The following is a 22,535-nucleotide window of genomic DNA, read 5'->3' as shown; positions in this document are numbered from 1 at the left end:
GGAAACGCCCGCCCACCGCCGGACGCCGGGACGACGCCCGGCGAAAACGATCTTGCGCGGGTATCCTGGGCGCTCGTGGCGGACGACAGGCGGGTCCTCGCGGCGCTGCTGGCCGGGACCTCGGCGGGCGGCGGGCTGTTCGTCCGCGCCGAGCCCGCGCCGGGTGAGCCCGACGCCTTCCAGGTCAGCCGATCGGGCGTGCTCGCGTTCACCATCGGCGACCACGCGCCCGCCGCCGACACCGCCCGGTCCCTGGTCCGACATGCCGAGGAGCGGTGCGCGGGCCTGCGCGGGCCACGCGGGCGGGAGCTGCCCTCGACGGCTGTCACCGTCATCTGGGTCCGGCCAGGCGCCGACGAGGCTCGCAGCCGCGACGACCGCCTCTACCTGGCCGTCAACGAACTGGGCCTGGCGAAGCTGCCCACCGACGCCCTCAGCCCCCAAACCGCCGACTCCCTCGTCGAGCAGTTGCGCCCCCGCCTGCGCCACTACCGTCTCCGGACAGCGCGCAAACAGGCGAAGGCCGACCAGCAACAAGAACTGCTCAACGGCGACACGGTCGTCGGCGACGTGGTCGAGGAGGCTCGGGAGCGCCCGTTCGATAGCTGGCTGACCTTCCTGCACCCTTCCCAGCGCAAGCTGGTCACCCGCCACTACACCGGCCCCGCCCGGGTCAGCGGCCCTGCGGGCACCGGCAAGACAGTCGTCGCCCTGCACCGGATGCGCCACCTCGCCCGCCGCGCGCCCGGCCCGCTGCTGTTCACCACGTTCGTCCGCACGCTGCCCGAGGTGCACGCCCGGGCGTTCCGCGCGCTGGCCCCCGAACTGGCCGACCGGGTGGAGTTCACCAACCTGCACGCCTGGGCGCTGCGCCTGCTGCGCGAGCGCGGCCACGACGTCGTGCTCGACAGCGGCGCGGTCACCACGGCCTTCTCCCTGGCGTGGGCGGCCTGCCGTCACGAGCTGACCCCGCTGGAGCCGGACTCGGCCTACTGGCACGACGAGCTGCGCCAGGTGATCGGCGGCCGCGGTCTGTCCACGTTGGAGGAATACCTGCGGGTTCCCCGGCGCGGCAGGCGGTTGCGGCTCACCGAGCGGCAGAAGGAGTCCGTCTGGGCGCTGCGCGACCGCTACCGCGACGAGCTGGCCAGGCGCGGGGCCGTGGACTTCGACGACGTCATCGCGCGGGCCGAGGCCGAGGTGGCCCGACAGGCCCCGGCGGCGTACGCGGCGGTGGTCGTCGACGAGGTGCAGGACCTGTCGCTGGCCGGGTTGCGGCTGCTGCACCGGGTCGCGGGCGACGGCCCCAACCGGCTGCTGCTGGTCGGCGACGGGCAGCAGCAGGTCTACCCGGGTGGGTGGCGGCTGTCGGAGGCGGGCATCCCGGTGCAGGGCCGCGGCGAGGTGCTGCGGGTCAACTACCGCAACCGCACGGAGATCCTCGACTTCGCACGGGCCATGGGCGCGGTCGACGCCGTGGACGACCTCGACGGCGGCGCGGGCGTGACGCTGCGCGAGGTGGAGGCCGCCCACTCCCCCGGCGGCAGCGTGCGGACCTGGGCGGGCACGGCGGCCGAGCTGCCCGCCGCCCTGGTCTCGGCGATCGCGGGCGCCCCGGCCTCCCAGCGGACGGCGGTGATCACCTTCGACCACGCCACCCGCAACCGCTGCGCGGCGGCGCTGGTCGCGGCCGGGATCGCGGTGACCCCGCTGGAGCGCTACTCCGGCGAGCCGGACGACACCGTCAAGGTCGGCACGGTCCTGCGCGCCAAGGGCGTCGACTTCCAGAACGTGTTCGTGGTCGCCGCGGACGCCCCCGCCGACGACGACCCGGAGGCGGGCAGGCTCGCCGAGCGCAGGCACCTCGTCGCCGCGACACGCGCGCGGGACCACCTGTGGTGGGGCGTTGTGCGCCCCTGATCCGCCCGTGAGGCGCGCAGCGGAGCTGGAGACCTTGAACGGGCCGCGGCGGGCGCCCCCGCACNGGGGACGCCCGCCGCGAGGCCGCCGATCAGCCCCAGATCGAGGCCACCCACTCCGGGTGGTCGATGAACGGGTTCCGGTTGTGCTGCCAGTTGTCGTGGATGAGCTGGTTGCGCCGCTTCTCGAACGCGTCCGGCGGGTCCTGGGCGTGCCACTGGCGCAGGACCGAGATCTTGCCGATGTAGGGGTTCGAGCCGTTGGAGGTGTTGTCGTTGACCTCCAGGTCGGGCCAGCCGTCGTTGCCCTCGTAGCGCACGGCCATGTAGAGGATCATCCGGGCGACGTCGCCCTTGACCGCGTCGCGCGGCTCGAAGCTGTCGGAGTCGGTGTAGCAGCCCGAGCACTCCGACACGGCCGAGCCGCCGTTGTCGAAGTCCTTGTTGCCGCGGGTCGAGTTGACCGTGACGTCCGTGGGGCGGAGGTGGTGCACGTCGGTGCCGGGGCCGGTCGCGGTGCCGAAGTCGCCGTGGGACTTGGCCCAGACGTGCTCGCGGTTCCACTGGTCGGCGCCGCCGCCGTTGGTGGACTTGGCCTGGGAGCGGCCGGAGTAGAGCAGGATGACGTTGGAGGGGTTGTTCGGGTCCTGGTCGGTCTGCTTGAGCGCGGTCCAGACGGTGTCGTAGCTCAGCGCCTTGACGCCGGTCTTGATGATGGTGTGCAGCGACGACTTGAGCGCGGGTCCGGTCTTGCCGAGCGCGGCCCGGTAGTAGGTGTCGTCGTACGCACCGCCGCCGGTGGGCGGGGGCGTGCTCGTCGGGGGCTGGGTCGGGGACGGGGTGGTGCCGCCGACCAGTGTGAACGACCTCGACGAGGTGATGCCCGCGTGCGAGAAGTACGCGGCCAGGGTGCCGGTGACCTCGAGCTGCTTGCCCAGCAGCGCCGGGTTCGTCCTGAGCCCGAAGCCCGCGCGGTGCGCGCTGGGGATCTGGACGTAGATCATCCGACTGGTGCTCGTCTCGGTGGCCGAGTCGGCCAGGGCGAGCGCGTAGTCGTTCGGGAAGTTCGACCGGACCACGGTGTTGGTGGCGGTCGGCTGCCCGACGACGAAGCCGCGGACCACGCCGGGGCCGGAGCCCTGCTGGCTCACCGCCTGGGCCACGGTCAGCGGGGCGGCAGCCCCGGCGGGCGCCTGCAGCGCCACGACGGTCGTCGCTGTCGCCGCCACTGCGGTGAACAGCCCTAACAGGGTCCAACGGCGTTGTCGCACGGGCTTGAGCCCCTTCCCCGACGGTCGACGCAGGAGTCGACGCAAAGTGACTACGTATGCACGTTCGAGTGAAGGTTGCCACGAAATAACGCACTGTGGCGTGAACTCGGTGCGGCTTCTTCGTGTCGAAAACGGGATGCGTACCCAAAGGCTCACCCGGCTCGGTCCACTTGGCGCAGCCCACGCGCCCGAGCGCCTGACCTGGGCACGAAGAAGCGGCCCTGCCGTCGGGGGGTGGCAGAGCCGCACCCACTACGTCGTCCCCGGTGCCCGATCCGTTACCGGGGTCGGCGCGCGGGACGGATGCCCCCACGAGAGGATTGCGGCGAGAGAACGCAACCGACCATGGGAGCAGCAGCATGGCGCTGGAGAAGCCCGAGATCGACCGCCCCGACGGCACACCGCCCGCGGACCTGGTGACCGAGGACATCACCGTCGGCGACGGCCCCGAGGCCCAGCCGGGCCAGATCGTGACGGTGCACTACGCGGGCGTCACCTTCTCCACCGGCGAGGAGTTCGACGCCTCGTGGAACCGCGGCGAGACCTTCAGCTTCCCCCTCGGCGGCGGCCGCGTCATCGCGGGCTGGGACCGCGGGGTCGCGGGCATGAAGGTGGGCGGTCGCCGCAAGCTGGTCATCCCCCCGCACCTGGGCTACGGCGACCGCGGCGCGGGCGCCGTGATCAAGCCGGGCGAGACCCTGGTGTTCGTGGTGGACCTGCTCGGCGTGAGCTGACCGAACGCCACCAGAGGACCGGCTCGCCGCCTGGCGGGCCGGTCCTCTGGTTTTTCACCCGCGGGCTATCGGTTTATCTATATAGTTGTTAGCTAATAGTGTGACTAGGGATCGCGAACACAACCGATCGACGACCGGCAGCGGTCAGCAGCCACCGCAGTTGTAGAAGACGACGTCCCAGTGGTTGCTCTCGAGGTAGTAGACGTTGCCGCTGGCCGCCTGCCACTTGCTGCCGCCGATGGAGCGGAAGTTGTTCTTGACGTAGCTGGTGAGGCAGCTGCTCAGCGAGAAGTCGAGCTTGTAGCCGTTCCAGTGGCTGTAGGTGCCGCTGGCGTGGCCGACCTCGGTCCCGCCGGTGACGGTGAGCCCGCAGCCGCTGGCGCGCTTGAGCGTCTGCGCGCCCTGGATGGTGGCCAGGTTGACCTGGCTGAGCGAGGTGCAGGTCGGGGTGTTGCGGTCGCTGCAGCCACCGCTGGAGGAGATGCCGATGCCCGACGAGCGCAGGCGGGCGGCGGCGTCGCTGTGGCTGAGCTTGGTGACCTGGATCGTCGCCGGGGCGTCGGCCTCGGCGGCGGTGGCCGAGGCGGTGGAGCCGAGCGCGATGGCGGCGCAGGCCGCGGACGCGACGGTGGCGACCCGGAGCAGGGCAGAGCGCATGGGGACGGGTTCCTTCCGGTGGGCAGCCGCCACCCGCCCGGCGGGGCGCCGGGCTGGGAGTGCGGGTTTCCAGGCCGCTGTCGGCCCGGGGGAACGCAGGGGACCGGGGCTGACGGCGGGCCACTTCCAGCGCGAGCGTAAACGGCGCGGCGCGCGATTTCGCCTGGTTGGGCCGGGAATTTCCGACCGACTACCCCTATGTTTCGCCAGCTATCCCCCAACCGGCGCAGGCGGCTGCGTCCGTCGGCGGTCCAGGACGGCGACACCGAGCGCGAGCACGACGAACCCGACCGCGCAGCCCAGCGCCGCCGACACCGCGTGCGGGTAGCCGCCGCCCGCGCCGAGCACGGCGTGGAAGACGGTGCTCAGCGCGGCGGTGCCGATCGCGGTGCCGATCCGCTGCGCGGTCTGCAGCAGCCCGCCCGCCACCCCGGCCATCCGGTTGGGCACGCTCGCCAGCGTCAGCGTGGTGTTCGGCGAGATCACCGCCCCGCCGCCGACCCCGGCGACGAGCATCGGCAGCGCGATCCACCACACGACCCCCGGTCCGTCGACGGTCAGCGCCACCACGGCGACGACCGCGAGCCCGCCCGCCACCAGGCACAGCCCCACGACGGTCAGCAGCCTGCCCAGCCGCTCGACCAGCCGCCCCGCGATCGCCGCCGACGCCGCCGACCCGACCGCGAACGGGGTCACGGCCAGCCCCGACTCCAGCGGCGAGAACCCCAGGCCGGACTGGAAGTAGAGGGCGAAGACCAGCCAGATGCCGGTGAACCCGCAGAAGTAGGCCAGCCCCACGACCGCCCCGGTGACGTACCCGGGTGTCCCGGCGAACAGCCGGGTGTCCATCAGCGGCGCCCGGCCGCGCGCGACCACCCGCCGCTCCCACCGGACGAAGCTGTAGCCGATCAGCGCGGCGAGCGGGAACAGCCACCACAGCACCGCCAGGTCGTCGGCCTGCACCAGTGGGAACAGCAGGCTGAGCACCGCGAGCCCGAGCAGCACCGCGCCGACCACGTCGATGTCGGGCCTGCCCGAGGATTCGCGGCGCGGCAGCAGGCGCGCGGCCAGCAGCAGCGCGACCGCGCCGATGGGCAGGTTCACGTAGAACACCCAGCGCCAGCCGCCGGGCTCGCCGAACAGGGCGAGGATCACCCCGCCGAGCACCGGTCCCACGGCGGTGGAGATGCCGACGGTGGCGCCGAAGATCCCGAACGCCTTGCCGCGCTCGCCGCCCGCGAACATGTCCTGGATCAGCCCGGTGTTCTGCGGGGTCAGCAGGCCTGCGGTGAAACCTTGCAGCAGCCGCGCGACCACCAGCAGCTCGAGGCTGTGCGCGGCCCCGGCCAGCGCGCTGGTGAGGACGAAGCCGGTGAGCGCGATGAGGAACATCCGCCGCCTGCCCAGCGCGTCGCCCAGCCGCCCGCCGGCCACCAGCGACAGCCCGAAGGTCAGGGCGTAGCCGGAGATGATCCACTGCGCGCCCGACGGCGAGGCGCCGAGGTCGGCCTGGATGGAGGGCAGCGCGACGTTGACGATGCTCACGTCGAGCAGGCTCATGAACCCGGCGGCCTGCGTCACGGCGAGCGCGCGCCAGCGCCGGGGGTCCGGGGACTCGGGGGTGGGGTCGGACGGCACAGCAGCGAGCTACCCCGCGCCCGTCCCGCTGACACCCCCGGCGGGGCGGGCGGCACCCGGTCAGAGCCGGACGGGACCGCCCTGCTCCGCCGAGCGCAGCGCGGCGTCGATCACCTCGGCGAGCACGATCGAGTCGGCGAGGGGCACCGGCGGCTCGCCCTCGCCGCGCACGCAGTCGCGCACCGCGCGGTAGAAGGAGGCGTAGTCGCCGTCCTGGGTCGGGACCGGCGTCTCGCCGTCGGCGGTGAGCAGCGTGCCGTCGCGGCCGTAGGACCCGAAGCCGGGCTCGGTCGGGCGCATCCCCGCGCGGGAGTTGGCCTCCTGCGGGTCCAGCCCCCAGCAGCGGAACCCGGCGGTCGGGCCCGCGACGGCGAAGCGGGGCGCGACGGGCACGGTGGTGGCGCTGACCCGCAGGTAGGAGCGGACCCCGCCCCCGTGGGTGAGCGCGATGGTCGCGTCCTCGACGGCGCCGACCCCCGGCCGGGTCACCAGTGCCTCGGCGCTGACCTCGGTCGGGGGTCCGAACGCGACGATCGCCTGGTCGACCACGTGCGTGCCGAGGTCGTGCACGATCGAGGCGAAGTCGGCCGGGTCCTGGCTGGTCCGCCACCGCGCGCGGACCGGCTTGGCGCCGCGCTCGAACCGGGACTCGAAGCGGGCGACGGCGCCGAGCGCGCCGTCGGCGAGCAGCCGCCGCACGGTCAGGAAGTCGCCGTCCCAGCGGCGGTTCTGGAACACGGTGAGCATCCGCCCGGCGTCCTCGGCCGCGGCGGCGAGCGCGCGCACCTGGGCCGCGGTGGCGGCGGCGGGCTTGTCGACGACCACGGGCAGCCCGGCCGCCAGCGCGGCGGTGGCCTGCTCGACGTGGAAGCGGTTGGGCGAGGCGACGACGACGAGGTCGTGCGCGCCGGGGTCGGCGAACACCGCGTCGGCGGCGCCGTGCACGACGACGCCCGGGTGGCGCTCGCGCGCGGCGGCGGCGCGCCCGGCGTCGCCGGTCACCACGGCGGTGACGCGCATCCCCTCGACGGCGTCGACGAGCGGGGCGTGGAACGCGCTGCCCGCCAGTCCGTACCCGATCACCGCAACCCGGAGGTCGTCCGGCATCCGCTGTTCCCCTTCCACGACCGGCCCCGGCCGGTCGGCCGGGGTCAGGACAGGTCCACCATCGATCCGCGCCGGGCGGGCGGGCGCGGGCCCGGGGCCTCGACCGGCACGCCGGGCTGCCGCCACGGGCGGACCGCCTGGTACACGCAGAGCATCGCCCACAGCTCCTGGGCCACCCCCTCGGGGTCCTGCGACCGCAGGGTCACCGGACCGGTCTCCAGGGTGTCGAACACCGTGTCGAACCGCCACCGGGCGCGGTGCAGCGCGGCCAGTTCCGCGGCCGGGGCCTGGTCGGGGTCGAGCAGCGTGGTGAGCAGCACCGCGTCGCCGACCTCGAGGACGCGCACGGCCAGCGACTCCCCAGCCGGGTCGCGGTCGGGCAGGACCCTGGACAGGTGGGTGCCGTCGCCCAGCGGCTGCAGCCGGGGCAGCACGGCGGTCGGCCGCGGCGACCAGAGCAGGTCGGCGCCCGCCTCGGCGGCGGCGCGCCAGAGGTCCTCGGCCACGCCCGCGCGCTGGGACACCACGAGGGTGCCGGGGGTGAGCCGGTCGAGCACGGTCAGGCCGAGGTCGTCGGCCGCGACGCCGACGCCGACCTCGACCAGGGTGCCGCGGCCGGGGGTGGCCAGGGCGGACAGCCGCACGTCCGCCCCGCCGAAGGCGGCGAGGTTGGCCGGGGTGTCGGCCACCGCGACCGAGGCGCCGTCGAGCGAGCAGACCCGCAGGCCGCGCCAGCGCTCGTCGGCGGCGCGGCCGGAGCGCTCGTCGAGGAGCCGGTCGGCGGCGGCGCGGCCCTGGAACAGGCTGCGCATGACCTCCGGTCCCAGCCGCTTGCGGGCCTTGGTGATGGAGCCGGTGCTGGGCGCGGAGCGCTTGCCCAGCGGCACCCCGGCCCAGCGCATGCCCGCGGTGAGGCGGGCCAGGACCGAGTCGTACCCGGCGCCGCCGAACAGCCACAGCGCGAGGGTGAAGTAGACCATCGTGCGGGCGGGCAGCGACCGGGACCGCTGCTCGCGGACCCCGGCCGCGTCGATCGCGGCGTCGACCTCCGCGGGCGGGAACGCCTCGATCAGCATCCCGATCGCCACCCGGTCGGACAACCGGTCGCGCGCGGCCTTGGCCGCACGTGTCATTCCGCCCACCAATGGACCCTTCACCTGATGTCGCTGCCCGCCTGATCTTGTGGCGCGCACTAAGGAAGCGATAAACTTGTCGATCTTCTCGACCAGTGCGGCGACATGAATAGCACCGGGTCGCCCCCCAGCGCCAGACCCCCGGCACGCAAAGCGATTCGCCCCGCCTTACCCTTGTTTCACCGGCGGCGGCCACCTGCCCGCCCCGGCGCGGTTTCCCCGGTTCCCCATTCGGCCAGGAAACCGATCTCCAGGCAGGAGCAAGCACCATGTTCGCAATCCCGCTCGCCATGCTCGCCGCGACCGCGGCAGGTCCGGCGACGCTTCCCGTCGTCGGGCACACCGGCGGCACGCACCTGGTCTTGGCGGTGGCCGACCACCAAGACGGTGTCCGCACCACCACCCTGCGGTGTGAGCCGCCGGGGGGCGATCACCCGCAGCCGCAAGCGGCCTGCGCGGCACTGGACCCGGTCGCGGGCGATGTCACCCAGTTGTCATCGGCCGGGAACATGATCTGCACGCTCCAGTATGCCCCCATACGGGTGAGCGCTTACGGGTACTGGAGAGGACACAAACTCACCGTCACCCACGAGTACAGCAACCCGTGCCTGATGAACGCCGAGACCGGCCCCGTCTTCACTTGGGCCACAACGGATTAATCCGGAGTGGACGATCTTTTGACGGCGATTTCACGTGACCCGGATTCACCAAAACGCGTGACCCCGAACGGGCGAACGCGAAAAATCGCTGTGACATCCGCGCGACATTTTCCGACCAGCGCGGGCAATGATCATCGCAGTGATGATCGCCACTTCGGAGTCGGGTAGCACTTCCGGAAAGCCACCGCCACGCCCGTTTCGCGGTCTTCGCCACATCTCAAAGGCACTCTCGCGGGCTGCCTTTGACGGCGAGGACGGAAACGGGCGTGGCGGTGTTGGGGGGGCTTGGCGCGGGGGCTCAGCCCTGCTGGGACTCCACGGCCGCGCGCTCGGCCGTCTGGGCCGCGCGCACCCGCTCGGCCTCCTTGAGCCCGTCGCGCCGGGTCTTCCAGAGGCTGACGACGGTGGTGATCGCCAGGACGCCCACGATGACGATCAGCGAGAACGCGATGCTGACCTCGGGCACCGGCAGCGGCTGCCCGCCGTTGATGAACGACAGGCTGTTCTCGTGCATGGCGTGCAGGACCAGCTTGACGCCGATGAAGGCGAGGATGACCGCCAGGCCGATGGGCAGGAACACCAGCTTGCGCAGCAGGCCGCCGAGCAGGAAGTAGAGCTGCCGCAGGCCCATCAGGGCGAAGGCGTTGGCGGTGAAGACCAGGAACGGCTCCTGGGTCAGGCCGAAGATCGCCGGGATCGAGTCGACGGCGAACAGCAGGTCCGCGGTGCCGATGGCGATCATCACCAGGAACATCGGGGTGACGAAGCGCTTGCCATCGATCCGCACGACCGACGACCCGCCGTGGTAGCGGTCGGTCACCGGCAGCACGCGCCGGGCCAGCTTGGTCATGGCGTTCTCCTCGTAGTCCTCGTCCTCGCCGAGCCCCTCCTTGGAGAGCTTCACGGCGGTGTAGACGAGGAAGACGCCGAAGAGGTAGAAGATCCAACTGAACTCGTTGATCGCGACCGCGCCGACGGCGATGAAGATGCCGCGCATGACCAGCGCGAGCACGATGCCGACGAGCAGCACCTTGTGCTGGTGGACCTTGGGCACGGCGAACGCGGACATGATCACCATGAAGATGAACAGGTTGTCCACCGACAGCGAGTACTCGGTGATGTAGCCGGCGAAGAACTCGCCCGCGTAGGTGCCGCCCGCGAACAGCCACACCCCCACCCCGAAGGCGACGGCGCAGGCGACGTAGAAGGCGACCCAGCGGCCCGCCTCCCCGACGGTGACCTCGTGCGGTTTGCGGTCGACGATCACCAGGTCGATCGCGAGGAGGACGAGCAGGCCGCCGAGAGTGGCGAGCCACACCCACAGGGGTACGAGCATGGGACAGTTTCCTCCGGTTTCGGGCATGGGCCGACCCCGGAGGTCTCTTCCACCCGTCCCGCCTGGTGGCGGCGCACGGACCGCCGCCCCCGGGCCCCCCGCGGGAGACCGTGCTGACGGGAACGGCGCGAAAGGAATACTCCCCTCCGCGTTGACTAGCTGTCCGGAATTGTCCACGCGTGATCGTCGGTAAGCCAGCCGGGTCGATCGGACCTTGGTCACACTCGCACGCGCCGGAGCAGCCGCCACCGGGACGCGACACCGCCATCCGGGGCACCCGCCCACCCCGCTGGGAAGGCTCTCAGGTTCCGGCGGATACCGTCCGTGACGTGCCCAGGACCCCCCGCCTCCGCACGCGCCGAACAGCCGTCACCCTCCTCGTCGTGGCACTCGCCGCGGCGGGACTCGTCTGGTTGAACCAGGACGACAGTGACGCCCCCGTCGCGAGCCGCGAGGCCTTTCTCGAAGTCATGAGCGGCCCCGGCCGCGACGAGCCAGTCACGCTCGACACCACCGTGTACCTGCCGGAGGCGACGCCCGCGCCCGCGGTGCTGCTCGCCCACGGGTTCGGCGGCAGCAAGCGCAGCGTCGAGTCCGACGCGCGGGAGCTGGCCCGCCGGGGCTTCGTGGTGCTGGCCTGGTCGGCCCGCGGGTTCGGCCGCAGCGGGGGGCGGATCGGGCTCAACGACCCCGACTACGAGGTCGCCGACGCCAGCGGGCTGGTGAGCTGGCTCGCCCGCCAGCCCGAAGTGAGCAAGACCGGCGCGGACGACCCGGTGGTCGGCGTGACCGGCGGGTCCTACGGCGGCGCGCTGTCGCTGCTGCTGGCAGGCGTGGACAAGCGGGTGGACGCGCTCGTCCCCACGATCACCTACAACGACCTCGGCCAGGCGCTGATCCCCAACTCGGCCACCACCGGCGAGGTCGCCGCCTCGCCCGCGGCCAACCCGTACCAGCCCGCGGGTGTGTTCAAGCGGTCGTGGGCGGGCATCTTCTTCGCCGCCGGGATGGGCGGGGGCGGCCTGGCGGACCCAACCTCGGAGGCCGCCGAGGAGGGCAGCGACGAGGACGACAGCTCCGGCGGGGCCGCGGGCACCGCCGACCCGAACGCCGCCGCCGCGGCGGCCGAGGCGCAGCAGGCCGGCCCGGGGGCGCAGGGCGCGCCCGAGGGCCAGGGCTCGCGCCCCGACCAGGAGCGCGGCGCCTGCGGCCGGTTCACCGACGCGGTGTGCCGGGCCTACACCCAGGTCGCCACCACGGGCCAGGCCGACGAGGCGACGACCCGGCTGCTGGCGCGGGTCTCCCCCGCGTCGGTCACCGGCTCGATCACCCAGCCGACGATGCTGGTGCAGGGCGAGCAGGACACCCTGTTCGGCCTCGACCAGGCCGACGCCAGCGCCCGGCAGATCAGCGCGAACGGCGGTCCGGTGAAGGTCGTCTGGTACACCGGCGGCCACGACGGCGGCAAGCCGGGCGCGACCCTGCGCGGCCAGATCGCCGACTGGTTCGACTTCCACCTGCGCGGTCGGGGCGCCGACCCGGGCACCGGTTTCGAGTACGCGGTCCAGGGCGCGCTGCGCCCCCAGGGCTCCCCGTCGGTGCGCACCGTCACCGCGCCCTCCTACCCCGGCCTCGACGGCGGGCAGCCGGTGCGGCGCACCGAGCTGCCGCTGAGCGGCGAGGCGCAGACCATCGTGAACCCGCCGGGCGGGAACCCGTCGTCGATCAGCTCCATGCCCGGCCTCGGGCAGCTCATCGCCGGGTCCTCGCGGCTGGCGGGCAGGCTCGCCGTCGACCTGCCGGGCCAGGTGGCCCGGTTCAGCAGCCCGGCGCAGACCCAGCAGCTGCTCATCGCGGGCGCGGGCACGGTCAGGGTGCGCGTGGCCGCGCAGCCCGGCGTGCCGCAGGCCCCGGGCGGCGCGGTGCTGTTCGCCAAGCTCTACGACGTCGCGCCGGACGGCACGCGGACGCTGCCCGGCTCGGCGATCTCGCCGTTGCGGGTACCGGAGCTGCCCGCCGACGGGACGCCGGTCGAGGTGACCGTGGCGCTGCCCGGCATCGTGCGCCCGATCGAGTCCGACCACGTCGTCGAGCTGGCGATCACCACGACCGACCAGGCCTACGCGGTCCCGCCGACCGCCGCGGCCTACACCGTCTCCCTCGCCGAGGGCGCCACCGTGGGCGTGCCGGTGGTGCCGGGCACCCGGTCCTCCTCCGCGCCGCCCGCGTTCCCGCTGATCGGCATCGGCGTGGTGCTGCTGGTCGTCGCGGCCGCGGTGGCCCTCGGCGCGGTCCGGCGCAAGCGCGCCGACCAGCACGACCCGGCGCTGGCGGACGTGCCGCTGGTGATCACCGGGCTGGCCAAGGCCTACCCCGGCGGCCTCAAGGCGGTCGACGACCTGACGTTCCGGGTGGACAAGGGCCAGGTCCTCGGCCTGCTCGGCCCCAACGGCGCGGGCAAGACGACGACGCTGCGGATGCTGATGGGTCTGATCCAGCCCTCCGACGGCGAGATCCGGGTGTTCGGGCACCGCATCCGCTCCGGGGCCCCGGTGCTCTCGCGCATCGGGTCGTTCGTGGAGGGCGCGGGCTTCCTGCCGCACCTGTCCGGGCGGGCCAACCTCGAGCTGTACTGGGCGGCCACCGGCCGCCCGGCGGACAAGGCGCACTTCGCCGAGGCGCTGGACGTGGCCGGGCTCGGCGGCGCGGTCGAGCGCAAGGTCAAGACCTACAGCCAGGGCATGCGGCAGCGGCTGGCGATCGCCCAGGCGATGCTCGGCTTCCCGGACCTGATGGTGCTCGACGAGCCGACCAACGGCCTCGACCCGCCGCAGATCCACCAGATGCGCGAGGTGCTGCGGCGCTACGCCGCCACCGGGCGCACGGTCGTGGTCTCCTCGCACCTGCTGTCGGAGGTGGAGCAGACCTGCGACCACGTCGTGGTCATGCACCGCGGCAGGCTCGTGGCCTCCGGCGGGGTCGACGAGATCGTGGCGGGCGGCGGCGAGGCGACCTTCCGGGTCGACGCGCCGGACAAGGCCGCCGAGGCGCTCTCGGCGCTCGACGGGGTCCGCTCGGTCGAGGTCGACGGGACGGCCGTGCACGCCGACCTGGGCGAGCTGCCCCGGTCGTCGGCGGTGGCCGAGCTGGTGCGCGCGGGGGTCGCGGTCGAGCAGGCCGGGCCCAAGCGCCGCCTCGAGGACGCGTTCCTGCAGTTGGTCGGAGAGGGGTCGGGCACGTGAGCGACGACGAGCGGGGCCAGCGGTCCGACCACGGCCGCACGGCCTCGGGCGGCAGCTACAAGGTCGCCGGGACCGCCCCCGGCGAGTCGGTGACGACCGTCTACACCGACCCGGGGGCCATCGACGGCCTGGAGCGGGCGGCGGCGGGCGAGCACACCGGGTTCGACGCGGACGGGTCGGTCGAGGGCTTCAGCGTGACGAGGACCCTGCCGCTGCGGGTGGAGCTGGTGCGCCAGCTCCGCCGCCGCCGGACCCAGCTCCTGCTCGGGTTCCTGGTGCTGCTGCCGTTCATCCTGTGGGCGGCGTTCGAGTTCGGGCAGGACGCGGGCAACCGCCGCTCCGGCGGGTTCGTCGACCTGGCCACGGCCAGCGCGCCGAACTTCGTGACCTTCGTGCTGTTCGCGGCGGGCAGCTTCCTGCTGCCGATGATCGTGGCGCTGTTCTTCGGCGACACGATCGCCTCGGAGGCGAGCTGGTCGAGCTTGAAGTACCTGCTGTCGATGCCGGTCCCCCGGCACCGGCTGCTGCGGCAGAAGGCGATGGCGTCGGCGATCCTGTCGCTGCTGGCGCTGGTGCTGCTGCCGCTGGTGGCCCTGCTGGTGGGGATGGTCTTCTACGGCACCGGCGAGGCGGTGAGCCCGACCGGCGACGCGATCCCGTTCGGCGACTCGCTGCTGGCCATGGCGGGCTCGGTCGGCTACATCGCGGTGAACCTGCTGTGGGTCGCGGCGCTGGCGCTGTTCCTGTCGGTGGTCACCGACGCGCCCCTCGGCGCGGTCGGCGGCGCGGTGCTGGTGTCGATCCTGTCGCAGATCCTCGACCAGATCACCGCGCTGGGCGGCCTGCGCGACTACCTGCCGACGCACTTCTCGTTCGCCTGGTCCGACCTGATCTCGACCGACATCGACTGGACGAACATGACCGAGGGCGCGTTCTCCGCGGTGGTCTACGCGGCGGTCTTCGGGCTGCTGGCCGCGCGGCGCTTCCGGCTCAAGGACGTCACGAGCTGAGCCCCGGCGTGCCCGGGCCGCCCCGCGCGGCCGGGCACGCCGTCCGGGCGCGACAGTCCGGACACGACAGAACATGGACAACCGCGCCGCACCGGGTAACCGGGTCCAGGCGGCGCACGACAGGCCGGGCGAGAACCTCGCACCACCGACCCCGGAGCCTGTCATGACCCACACCCCGCCCCCCGCCGCCGCACCCGCGCGACCGAAGTCGAAGAAGTGGCCGTGGGTGCTCGGCGCCGTCGCCGCCATCGCCGTCGTCGCGGGTGTGGCGGACGGGGACGAGCCCGCCGCCCAGCAGGACCCGGCGGGCGCGGCGCAGCCCGCGGGCGGCGAGGCCGCCCCGGGGCCGGCCGCCCCGGAGAGCTCCACCGTCGTCTACACGGTCAGCGGGACCGCCAAGGACGCGTCGGTGACCTACACCAGCTACTCGGCGGGGTCCTGGTCGACCAACACCGAGAACGGCGTGGCGCTGCCCTGGACGAAGACCCTCGAGGTCGACCGCGGCATCCTCTCCGGCGGGAGCCTCATGGTCACCACCGGCATGGACGGCGGCGAGGTGACCTGCGGCGTCCAGGTCGACGGCGCGCAGGCCAAGACGGCGAAGGCGTCCGGGCAGTTCGCGGGGGCGCACTGCAGCGGGTTCTGACCCCGGGTTCCCCGATCGGTTGAAAGTCCACAGTCGACAGCCGAAACGCCCCGGGCCCGGCCGGGCCCGGGGCGGGTGGTCTGGGATGATCACCCGCGTGGACGACGTCGACTACTACGAGCTTCTCGGCGTGCGCCGCGACGCGGGCCGGGCGGAGGTCAGGTCGGCGTTCCGGGCGCTGGCCAAGGTGCTGCACCCGGACGCGGGCGGCACGGCGGGCACGTTCCGCCTGCTCAAGACCGCTTACGAGACGTTGTCCGACCCGGCCCGCCGGGCCGAGTACGACCGGGGCGGGAACACCCCGGCGGTGCCCGACCCCCGTCCTCCCGCCCGGGCGCGCGGCGCCGCCCGCCCGCGGCCCAGGACGCGCCACGACCCGGGGTTCGTCCCCCCGCGCTGCACCGTGCCCCCGGCCTCGCTGCCGTGGTGGCACCTGACCCGCCACCAGGCGGTGATCGGGCCGAGCGACGGCCCCGGCCACGCCCCCGGGGCGGCGACCGTGCTCGGCGCGCTGCTGCTCGCCTCCCCGCTGCTGGCCGTGGGGTCGATGTCGCCGGTGGTGCTGCTGGGCTGGCTGGCGCTGGTGGCCGCGGTGGCGCTGACCGCGCTGCGGCTGGGCAGGGCGTACCTGCGGGCGGCCAGGGCCAGGGCGGCGGCGCTGGCCGAGTTCGGCGACCGCGCCGAGTTCGGCGTGCCGGACACCGAGCCGGTGGCCGAGCGGCTGACCGCCGAGCTGATCGCCCGCTACCCCGGCAGGCTGCCCGGCGCCAAGGTCTTCCACGGCCTGTCCCGGCCCGATTCGGTGTTCGCCGACGTCGACCACGCCATCCTCTGTGGACACCGCCTGGTCCTGGTCGAGTCCAAGCTGTGGCTGCCCGGCCACTACGAGCTCGACGACGACGGAGCGCTGTGGCGCAACGGCCACCCGTTCCGCGGCGGGCAGACGTCGCTGGCCGAGACCGTGGCGACGTTCGCGGAGATGCTGCCCGGCGTCGAGGTCCGCGGCGCGTTGCTCGTCTACCCGAGCAGCGACGCGGAGCTGACCGTGGACGAGACCCCGGTGGGCGGGGTGCACCCGCTGCTGGCCGAGGGGTTCGTGCGGGGCATGGGCGGGTGGCTGGCCGAGGGCTGCGGCGTCATGGACCCGCACACCCTGCGGGTCCTGCGCGACCGGGTGTCGCGCGCCGCCGCGGTCTAGCCGCCCAGCGCCCCGGAGAGGGGGGCCAGTGCCACCCCGGTGCGCGCGAAGGCCGTCCGGAGGCGCTTCCTGTCCACAGTGGAGAGTTCGTCCGCGGCGGCGGCGAGGCGGTCGAGGCCGTCGGCGTCCAGGTGGGTCAGCAGCGGGAGGACGTCCTCGGTGAGGTCGGGGGTCGTGGTGGCGGCGAGGAAGGCGGGGACGCGGTCGTCGGCGACCAGGGCGAACAGGGCGGGGAAGCGGTCGTGGGTGTCGCTGTGCAGGGCGACCCGCAGCAGGGTCTCCTCGGACAGGGCGGTGACCACGGCGCGCAGGGTGTGGTCGGGGGCGTCGTCGACGAACCGGCCCATGGTGAGGTAGTCGCCGCGGCGGACCAGCTCGCGGCCGACCGCGACGACGGTCTCCAGCGGCAGCCTGCCCATGACCGGCCCGGCCTTGCGCGGGTCGAGCTGGGCGGCGACGTCGGCGAGGAAGCCCACGCTCAGCCTGCCCGCCAGGTCCAGGGCGCGGTCGGCGTCGAGGACCCCGGCGACCCGCGCGCACATCAGCGGACCGAAGGTGCGCTGGGCGATGGCGGCCGTGATGGCGTTGGGCACGAGCCTGCTGGCCGCCGCGATCCGCTCGTAGGCCGCCCGGTTCTCGCTGAAGAGGCGCTCGGTGGCCCGCTCGCGCAGCACGCGGACGTCCTCGGGCGGCAGCGGCAGCAGGTAGTCGAAGCGCGCCGGGTCCTCGCCGAGCACCCTGGCCAGCTTGGCGACCTCGATGCGGGTGGTCACAGGCCCAGCACCCGCTTGATCAGCGCGCGCAGGGCCCCGGGAAGCTGCGCCAGCGAGGCGTCGGTGGACTCGCTCAGTTCCCGGCGCAGCCGCCGCCGCGACTCGCTCATGGCGGCGGCGAGGTCGCGCGCGTCGTCGGCGGGCAGCGCCTCGACCGACTCCGGCAGCGGCTCGTCGTACCGCTCCCGCAGCTCGTCCACGGCGCCGTCGCGCGCTCCGTCCACACCGACCTCCCAGCCTCGCCACGACTCTAACGCGCACGGCCCGAGGTGGATGGTGCGAACGACACCGGACGCCGTGGTCAACCAGCGGTGCGCGGACCACCGCCGCGCATGTCGAGCCGTTCTCGTCTTCGCCGCTCCCGGCGCGTGCGCCCAGCCGGACAGGGTCCTTGGTCCCTGTCGAGGCGGGTGCCCCGGCCCTAGCGTGGCCCGGTGCGTTCTTCGACACGGCTCGCCGACAGGGGTTGAGCACACCGGCCCGCGTGGACAATGGTGTGTGGCGGGTATGCGACACCGACGGCGGCCGACCCGGGACCGGGCCCCGTCCGCCGCCCCCGCCAGGCCCCCGCACCCCGCTGGGCCGCTGATCGCGGAGTGGATCAACGATGCACGTGTTCGTCAGCCACGCGGCCGCGGACCGCGAGGCCGCCGCGCGTCTGCGCGCGGACCTGGCCCAACTGGGCAGGCAGGTCGCCGTGGACCGCGGCGAGCCCGTCGGCCCCGACTGGTGGCCCGGTGTCCTGCACCGACTGCGCAACACCGAGGTGTTCGTGCTCGTGCTGTCCCCCGACTCGGCCCGCAGCCCCGGCTGCCTGGCCCAATTGCGCCAGGCGCTGGCCCTGCGCCGACCCGTGCTGCTGGTGCCCGCCCGCCCGGCGGACGCACCCCCCGAGGTGGCCGACGCCCCCGTCTTCGACCCGGCGGACCTGGGCGCCGATCGGGTGGTCAAGCTCCGCGTGGCCCTGCGCTCCCTGCCGTCGACCCCGCCGCTGCCCACCCCCCTGCCCCCCGACCCCCCGGTCCCCTACCTGGAGCCCTACCGCGAACGCATCCTCGACACCGCCCTGACCGAGCCCGAACTGCGCACGGTCTTCCACGAACTGCGCGCCCGCCTACGCGAGGACCCGGACCGGGCCCGGGTGTGGGCGCTGCTGGTGCTGCTGCGCGACCGCCAGGACGTCCCGCGCCCGGTGGCGGGCGAGTTGGAGCGCCTGCTGGCGCCGGGCTGGCAGCCGGACCCGGAGCACCGGGTGGAGCGCCGCTACTGGGACGGGGCGGAGTGGACGACCCTGGTCCGCCACGAGGGCCGCGAGTTCAGCGAGCGCCGGGTGCCGCCGCCGGAGGCCACGTGGTCGGGCAGCCCGAGGCGCCCGCACCTGGTCGACACCCCGCCGCGTCGACCGGTCCGGGGACGCCGCCGGTGGTTGTGGGTGTCCGGGGCGGCGGTGGCGTGCGTGGCGGCGGTGGCGGCGGGCTGGCTGTGGTTCAGCGGCCCGGGCCCCACCCCGGCGTCCGTCGCCCGCACGTTCGTCGACGCCGTGAACGTGCGCGACGTCGCCGCCTTGAGCGACGTGGCGTGTGAGCGGGTTCGGCCGCACGCCGAATCCAGCTTCCTGGGCGGCGGCTACCGCCTCACCCTGGAGAGCGTGGACGATGAGGCGGACCCGCCGACCTTCACCGTGCTGACGACGAACGAGGCCACCGGCGCCGTCGACCGGCGCACGCTCCCGTTCGTCCTGGAGAGCGGCGAGTGGCGGGTCTGCGGCTAGGCCGTGCCGCGGCGGGTGCGGAGGTAGCCGCCCACCACCGCGGCGCCCAGGCCGTCCAGGTCCGGGTTGACGACCTTGCCGCCGCCCCTCTTCGCGACCACGTCGACGAAGTCGGCCAGGCTCGGGTCGTCGCCGAGCATGAACACGGTCACCGAGGCGCCGAGCTTGGCCAGGGAGTCGACCTCGGTGAGGGTCTTGCGGAGGGTTCGCTCGGTGGTCGGGTACTGGAAGACCGCCTCGCCGTCTGGTTCGAGGTGGGCGGTGGGCTCGCCGTCGGTGACGACCAGGACCACCGGCTCGGCGCCGGGGTGGCGGCGCAGGTGGCGGCCCGCGAGCAGGAGGGCGTGGTGCAGGTTGGTGCCCTGCTCCCACGCGCCCTCCAGGGCCGTGAGCTCACCGATGTCGACCGACGCGGCCTGGCGGCCGAAGGTGACGAGCTGTAGTTCGTCGGAGCGGAAGCGGGTGCTGATGAGCTGGTGCAGGGCCAGCGCGGTGCGCTTCATCGGCAGCCAGCGGTCCTCCTGGACCATCGACCACGACGTGTCGACGCACAGCGCCACCACCGCCCTGGCGCGCTGCTCGGTCTCCACGACCTCGACGTCGGAGACCTCGACGCGGACCCGCCCGTCCGAGGACCCGCCGCGCAGCACGGCGTTGCGCAGGGTCCTGGGCACGTCCCAGGGCTCGGTGTCGCCGAACTCCCAGGGGCGGGTGCCCCCGGTCGGCTCGCCCGCCGCGCCCGCGCGGGCGGTGTCGCGCTCGCCCCTGGTCGAGCGCATGGCGGTGAGCACGTCCGACAGGGCCGACTCGCCCAGCTTGCGCAGGGCCTTGGGCGACAGGCGCAGCGACCCGTCCGCGGCGCGTTCGATCAGGCCTGCGCGGTTGAGCTCGCGTTCCAGCTCAGCCAGGCGACGGGCGTCGACACCGGCCTCGTCGCCGAGCTGGCGCCGCAGCGCGTCGAGGTCGATGTCCTCGAGCCGGGCGCCGGGGTAGGACTGCGAGAGCTGCTCGGCCAGCGCGTCGAGCTCGCCGAGGTCCTGCATGGCCTGCGCGCCCTCGCCCATGCCCAGCGGGTTCTCCCCGCGCATCCGGGCCGATCCGGACCAGTCCTCGCCCGGGCGCAGCGCGCGCAGGTTGGCGTCCAGTGTGGACACCTGCTCGGCCAGCCCAGGGTCGCCGAAGGCGTTGCCCATCAGCTCGGACAGCTCCGCGCGCTGCTCGGCGCTCATCGAGTTCATCATCCGCTGCGCGGCGGCGGCGCGGGCGGCCAGCGCGTCGACCAGCTCCTCGACCGTGCGCGGGTTCTCCGGGAAGAACTCCCCGTGCGCGCGCATGAACGCCTGGAACCGCTCCTGGGTGTCGTCGCCGCGCAGGTGCGCCAGCAGCAGGTCGTTCAGGTCGGCCATCATCGCCCGCACCCGCTCGAGGTCCTGCGGCGTCGTCTGCTCCAGCGCCTGTTTCATGCCCTGGAACCGGGACTCCATCAGCTCCTGGCCGAGCTTGTCCCGGATCTGCTGGTATGCCTCGGCGGCCTCCGGGGACTGCCAGTCGTAGGTGGCCAGCTCGTTGACCGCCGCGGCGGTGCCGGTGGGCAGCGCGTCGAGCTGGGCCTCGCGGAACCGGGCGTCGTCGGACGGGTCGGGGAACAGGGCCCGCTTCTCCGCCGCCAGCGCGCGGTCGAGGAGCTGCCTGACCTCGGCGAGGGTGCCGTCGAGGTTGTTGCGGCGCTGGATGCGCGAGCGCCGCTCCCACAGCCGCCTGGTCAGGTCGTCGAGGCCCTGGGTGCGGTCGGTGCCGCGGCGCAGCAGCTCCTCCAGCGCCGAGCGCGGCGACGACCCGCCCATCACGTCCTGGCCGATGGCCGCCAGCGCGTCGCGCAGGTCCACCGGCGGGGCCAGCGGGTCGGGGCCGTCGTGGTACGGGCGGTACTCCCAGCGGCCGGAGAAGTCGGCTGTCACGGGCCGTACACCGCCGCTCCCCCGGCGCCCTCGGAGTCCTTGGCCAGCTTGCGGCCCAGGTACAGGTACTCCAGCGCCAGCTCGATCGCGGCGGCGACGCGCCCCGGTGGATCGGTCGGTGAGACGTCGAGCCGGACGGCCACCTCGTGCAGCACCGGCAGCTCCGGCAGCGCGGCGAGGACCTCGCTGCCCGGCACGCGCTCGCCGGTGGCCACCAGGTTGCCGTCGACCACGGCGTCGACGAGCGGGCGCAGGTCGAGCCCGGCGAACCGGTCGCGGGCGGTCTCGGACACCGCGCGGCGCAGCAGGTGCACGAGGTGCTCCTGCTCGCGGCCCTCCTCGCCGGACTCGAACTCGAGCTTGCCGCGCAGCACGGCGGGCACCGCGTCGAGGTCGATCGGGCGGGCCACGGCGGGCTCCTCGCCGATCAGCGCGGAGCGGCGCAGCGCGGCGGCGGCGACGGTCTCCGCCGCGGCGACGGCGAACCGCGCCGAGACCCCGGAGCGCTGGTCGACGGCCGAGGAGTCGCGCAGGTTGCGCACGAACCGGGCGAGCGCCTCGAGCAGCGGGTCGCCGACCTCGGCGACGAGGCGGGCCTCCTGCCGGATGACCTGCACCTCGGCGGCGAGGCTGGTCGGGTAGTGGGTGCGGACCTCGGCGCCGAAGCGGTCCTTGAGCGGGGTGATGATGCGCCCGCGGTTGGTGTAGTCCTCGGGGTTGGCGGTGGCGACCATGAGCACGTCCAGCGGCAGCCGCAGGGTGTACCCGCGAATCTGGATGTCGCGCTCCTCCATGACGTTGAGCAGCGCTACCTGGATGCGCTCGGCGAGGTCGGGCAGCTCGTTGATCGCCACGACGCCGCGGTGGGCGCGCGGGACGAGTCCGAAGTGGATCGTCTCCGGGTCGCCCAGCGCGCGGCCCTCGGCCACCTTCACCGGGTCGACGTCGCCGACCAGGTCGCCGACGGAGGTGTCCGGTGTGGCCAGTTTCTCGGTGTAGCGCTCGGACCGGTGCCGCCAGGCCACCGGCAGGTCGTCGCCCAGCTCGGCGGCGCGCCGGATCGAGGCCGGGGTGATCGGCTCCAGCGGGTGCTCGCCCAGCTCGGAGCCCTCGATCACCGGCGTCCACTCGTCCAGCAGCCCGGCCAGGGTGCGCGCCAGGCGGGTCTTGCCCTGCCCGCGCTCGCCGAGCAGCACCACGTCGTGCCCGGCCAGCAGGGCGCGCTCGAGCTGCGGCAGCACGGTCTTGCCGAACCCGAGGATGCCGGGCCACGGGTCGCGGCCCGCGCGCAGCGCGACCAGCAGGTTGTCGCGGATCTCGGTCTTCACGCCCTTGGGCGCGTGCCCCTGCTCGCGCAGCGCTCCGGCGGTGCGGGGCAGGTCTGCGGGAGGCGTGTTCACAACGGTCACGCTTGAACGCTACGCACGATCCGGCGCTGGGTCGACGTGGAGTGCGCTCCAACCGCGCGCGGTGTCTGGTGACC

General features: G+C 73.9%; 18 protein-coding genes and 1 pseudogene. 8 read left to right on the top strand and 11 right to left on the bottom strand.

The annotated features are described in order from the left end of the window. The first annotated feature begins 75 nt into the window (after positions 1 to 75). Positions 76 to 1,920, top strand: a complete 1,845-nt coding sequence (locus tag GCL84_RS16210; protein WP_156756296.1) for a UvrD-helicase domain-containing protein — start codon at positions 76 to 78, stop codon at positions 1,918 to 1,920. A gap of 91 nt (positions 1,921 to 2,011) precedes the next feature. Here GCL84_RS16210 and GCL84_RS30825 read toward each other — a convergent pair whose 3' ends face one another. Further along, positions 2,012 to 2,776 carry an endonuclease I family protein gene (locus GCL84_RS30825; RefSeq protein WP_407924399.1) on the bottom strand — a complete coding sequence of 255 codons (765 nt, stop codon included), beginning with the start codon at positions 2,774 to 2,776 and terminating at the stop codon, positions 2,012 to 2,014. 9 nt (positions 2,777 to 2,785) lie between these two features. Further along, positions 2,786 to 3,082: pseudogene (locus GCL84_RS30820) on the bottom strand (DUF6359 domain-containing protein); the annotation flags it as partial. A 467-nt stretch (positions 3,083 to 3,549) separates the two neighbouring features. On the opposite strand from GCL84_RS30820, the gene GCL84_RS16200 reads away from it, so the two are divergent. Then, positions 3,550 to 3,924 carry an FKBP-type peptidyl-prolyl cis-trans isomerase gene (locus GCL84_RS16200; RefSeq protein WP_197523291.1) on the top strand — a complete coding sequence of 125 codons (375 nt, stop codon included), beginning with the start codon at positions 3,550 to 3,552 and terminating at the stop codon, positions 3,922 to 3,924. 144 nt (positions 3,925 to 4,068) lie between these two features. Here the strand turns inward: GCL84_RS16200 and GCL84_RS16195 are convergent, their stop codons facing one another. From GCL84_RS16195 to GCL84_RS16180, 4 genes are all read right to left on the bottom strand, one after another. After that, the gene (locus tag GCL84_RS16195) at positions 4,069 to 4,581 is read right to left on the bottom strand and encodes a hypothetical protein (protein WP_156756295.1); all 513 of its coding nucleotides are present in this window, start codon (positions 4,579 to 4,581) and stop codon (positions 4,069 to 4,071) included. Between the two features lie 210 nt (positions 4,582 to 4,791). Continuing rightward, a complete protein-coding gene (locus GCL84_RS16190) occupies positions 4,792 to 6,219 on the bottom strand; it encodes an MFS transporter (RefSeq protein WP_235926305.1) in 1,428 nt (475 codons plus the stop codon). Between the two features lie 60 nt (positions 6,220 to 6,279). Next, the gene (locus GCL84_RS16185) at positions 6,280 to 7,326 is read right to left on the bottom strand and encodes a Gfo/Idh/MocA family oxidoreductase (protein ID WP_156756294.1); all 1,047 of its coding nucleotides are present in this window, start codon (positions 7,324 to 7,326) and stop codon (positions 6,280 to 6,282) included. Positions 7,327 to 7,370: 44 nt separating this feature from the next. After that, a complete protein-coding gene (locus GCL84_RS16180; protein ID WP_156756293.1) occupies positions 7,371 to 8,459 on the bottom strand; it encodes a transposase domain-containing protein in 1,089 nt (362 codons plus the stop codon). 269 nt (positions 8,460 to 8,728) lie between these two features. On the opposite strand from GCL84_RS16180, the gene GCL84_RS16175 reads away from it, so the two are divergent. Further along, on the top strand, positions 8,729 to 9,118 hold the full coding sequence (locus tag GCL84_RS16175) for an SSI family serine proteinase inhibitor (protein ID WP_156756292.1): 390 nt from the start codon (positions 8,729 to 8,731) through the stop codon (positions 9,116 to 9,118). Positions 9,119 to 9,416: 298 nt separating this feature from the next. On the opposite strand, the gene GCL84_RS16170 is transcribed toward GCL84_RS16175, so the two are convergent. Continuing rightward, positions 9,417 to 10,454: a TerC family protein gene (locus GCL84_RS16170; RefSeq protein WP_156756291.1), complete on the bottom strand. Its 1,038-nt coding sequence runs from the start codon at positions 10,452 to 10,454 to the stop codon at positions 9,417 to 9,419. A 329-nt stretch (positions 10,455 to 10,783) separates the two neighbouring features. Between GCL84_RS16170 and GCL84_RS16165 the strand changes: the two genes are divergently transcribed. The 4 genes from GCL84_RS16165 to GCL84_RS16150 all read left to right on the top strand — a co-directional run bounded on the left by GCL84_RS16165 (position 10,784) and on the right by GCL84_RS16150 (position 16,550). After that, the gene (locus tag GCL84_RS16165) at positions 10,784 to 13,696 is read left to right on the top strand and encodes an alpha/beta fold hydrolase (RefSeq protein WP_156756290.1); all 2,913 of its coding nucleotides are present in this window, start codon (positions 10,784 to 10,786) and stop codon (positions 13,694 to 13,696) included. Between the two features lie 89 nt (positions 13,697 to 13,785). Beyond that, on the top strand, positions 13,786 to 14,706 hold the full coding sequence (locus GCL84_RS16160; RefSeq protein WP_156756321.1) for an ABC transporter permease: 921 nt from the start codon (positions 13,786 to 13,788) through the stop codon (positions 14,704 to 14,706). A 163-nt stretch (positions 14,707 to 14,869) separates the two neighbouring features. Beyond that, positions 14,870 to 15,352, top strand: a complete 483-nt coding sequence (locus tag GCL84_RS16155) for a hypothetical protein (protein ID WP_156756289.1) — start codon at positions 14,870 to 14,872, stop codon at positions 15,350 to 15,352. A gap of 85 nt (positions 15,353 to 15,437) precedes the next feature. Then, positions 15,438 to 16,550 carry a J domain-containing protein gene (locus GCL84_RS16150; protein ID WP_156756288.1) on the top strand — a complete coding sequence of 371 codons (1,113 nt, stop codon included), beginning with the start codon at positions 15,438 to 15,440 and terminating at the stop codon, positions 16,548 to 16,550. Here the strand turns inward: GCL84_RS16150 and GCL84_RS16145 are convergent. Continuing rightward, positions 16,547 to 17,323, bottom strand: a complete 777-nt coding sequence (locus GCL84_RS16145) for a hypothetical protein (RefSeq protein WP_156756287.1) — start codon at positions 17,321 to 17,323, stop codon at positions 16,547 to 16,549. The genes GCL84_RS16150 and GCL84_RS16145 overlap by 4 nt on opposite strands. Next, positions 17,320 to 17,547, bottom strand: a complete 228-nt coding sequence (locus GCL84_RS16140) for a hypothetical protein (RefSeq protein ID WP_156756286.1) — start codon at positions 17,545 to 17,547, stop codon at positions 17,320 to 17,322. Before GCL84_RS16140 ends, GCL84_RS16145 begins: the two co-directional genes overlap by 4 nt. A gap of 383 nt (positions 17,548 to 17,930) precedes the next feature. Here GCL84_RS16140 and GCL84_RS16135 point away from each other — a divergent pair, with 383 nt between their 5' ends. Continuing rightward, a complete protein-coding gene (locus GCL84_RS16135) occupies positions 17,931 to 19,094 on the top strand; it encodes a TIR domain-containing protein (protein ID WP_156756285.1) in 1,164 nt (387 codons plus the stop codon). Here GCL84_RS16135 and GCL84_RS16130 read toward each other — a convergent pair. Beyond that, entirely contained in the window at positions 19,091 to 21,052 is a 1,962-nt protein-coding gene (locus GCL84_RS16130) for a vWA domain-containing protein (RefSeq protein ID WP_156756284.1), read from the bottom strand. The two genes, GCL84_RS16135 and GCL84_RS16130, sit on opposite strands and share 4 nt — an antisense overlap. Next, a complete protein-coding gene (locus tag GCL84_RS16125; RefSeq protein ID WP_156756320.1) occupies positions 21,049 to 22,452 on the bottom strand; it encodes an ATP-binding protein in 1,404 nt (467 codons plus the stop codon). Before GCL84_RS16125 ends, GCL84_RS16130 begins: the two co-directional genes overlap by 4 nt. Positions 22,453 to 22,535 lie beyond the last annotated feature (83 nt).

Origin of the sequence: Actinokineospora pegani (assembly GCF_009745975.1) — a bacterium.
Taxonomy (GTDB): Bacteria; Actinomycetota; Actinomycetes; order Mycobacteriales; family Pseudonocardiaceae; genus Actinokineospora; species Actinokineospora pegani.
The sequence above is the reverse complement of the archived record's forward strand: the minus strand, read 5'-3'. Positions and strand labels throughout refer to the sequence as shown.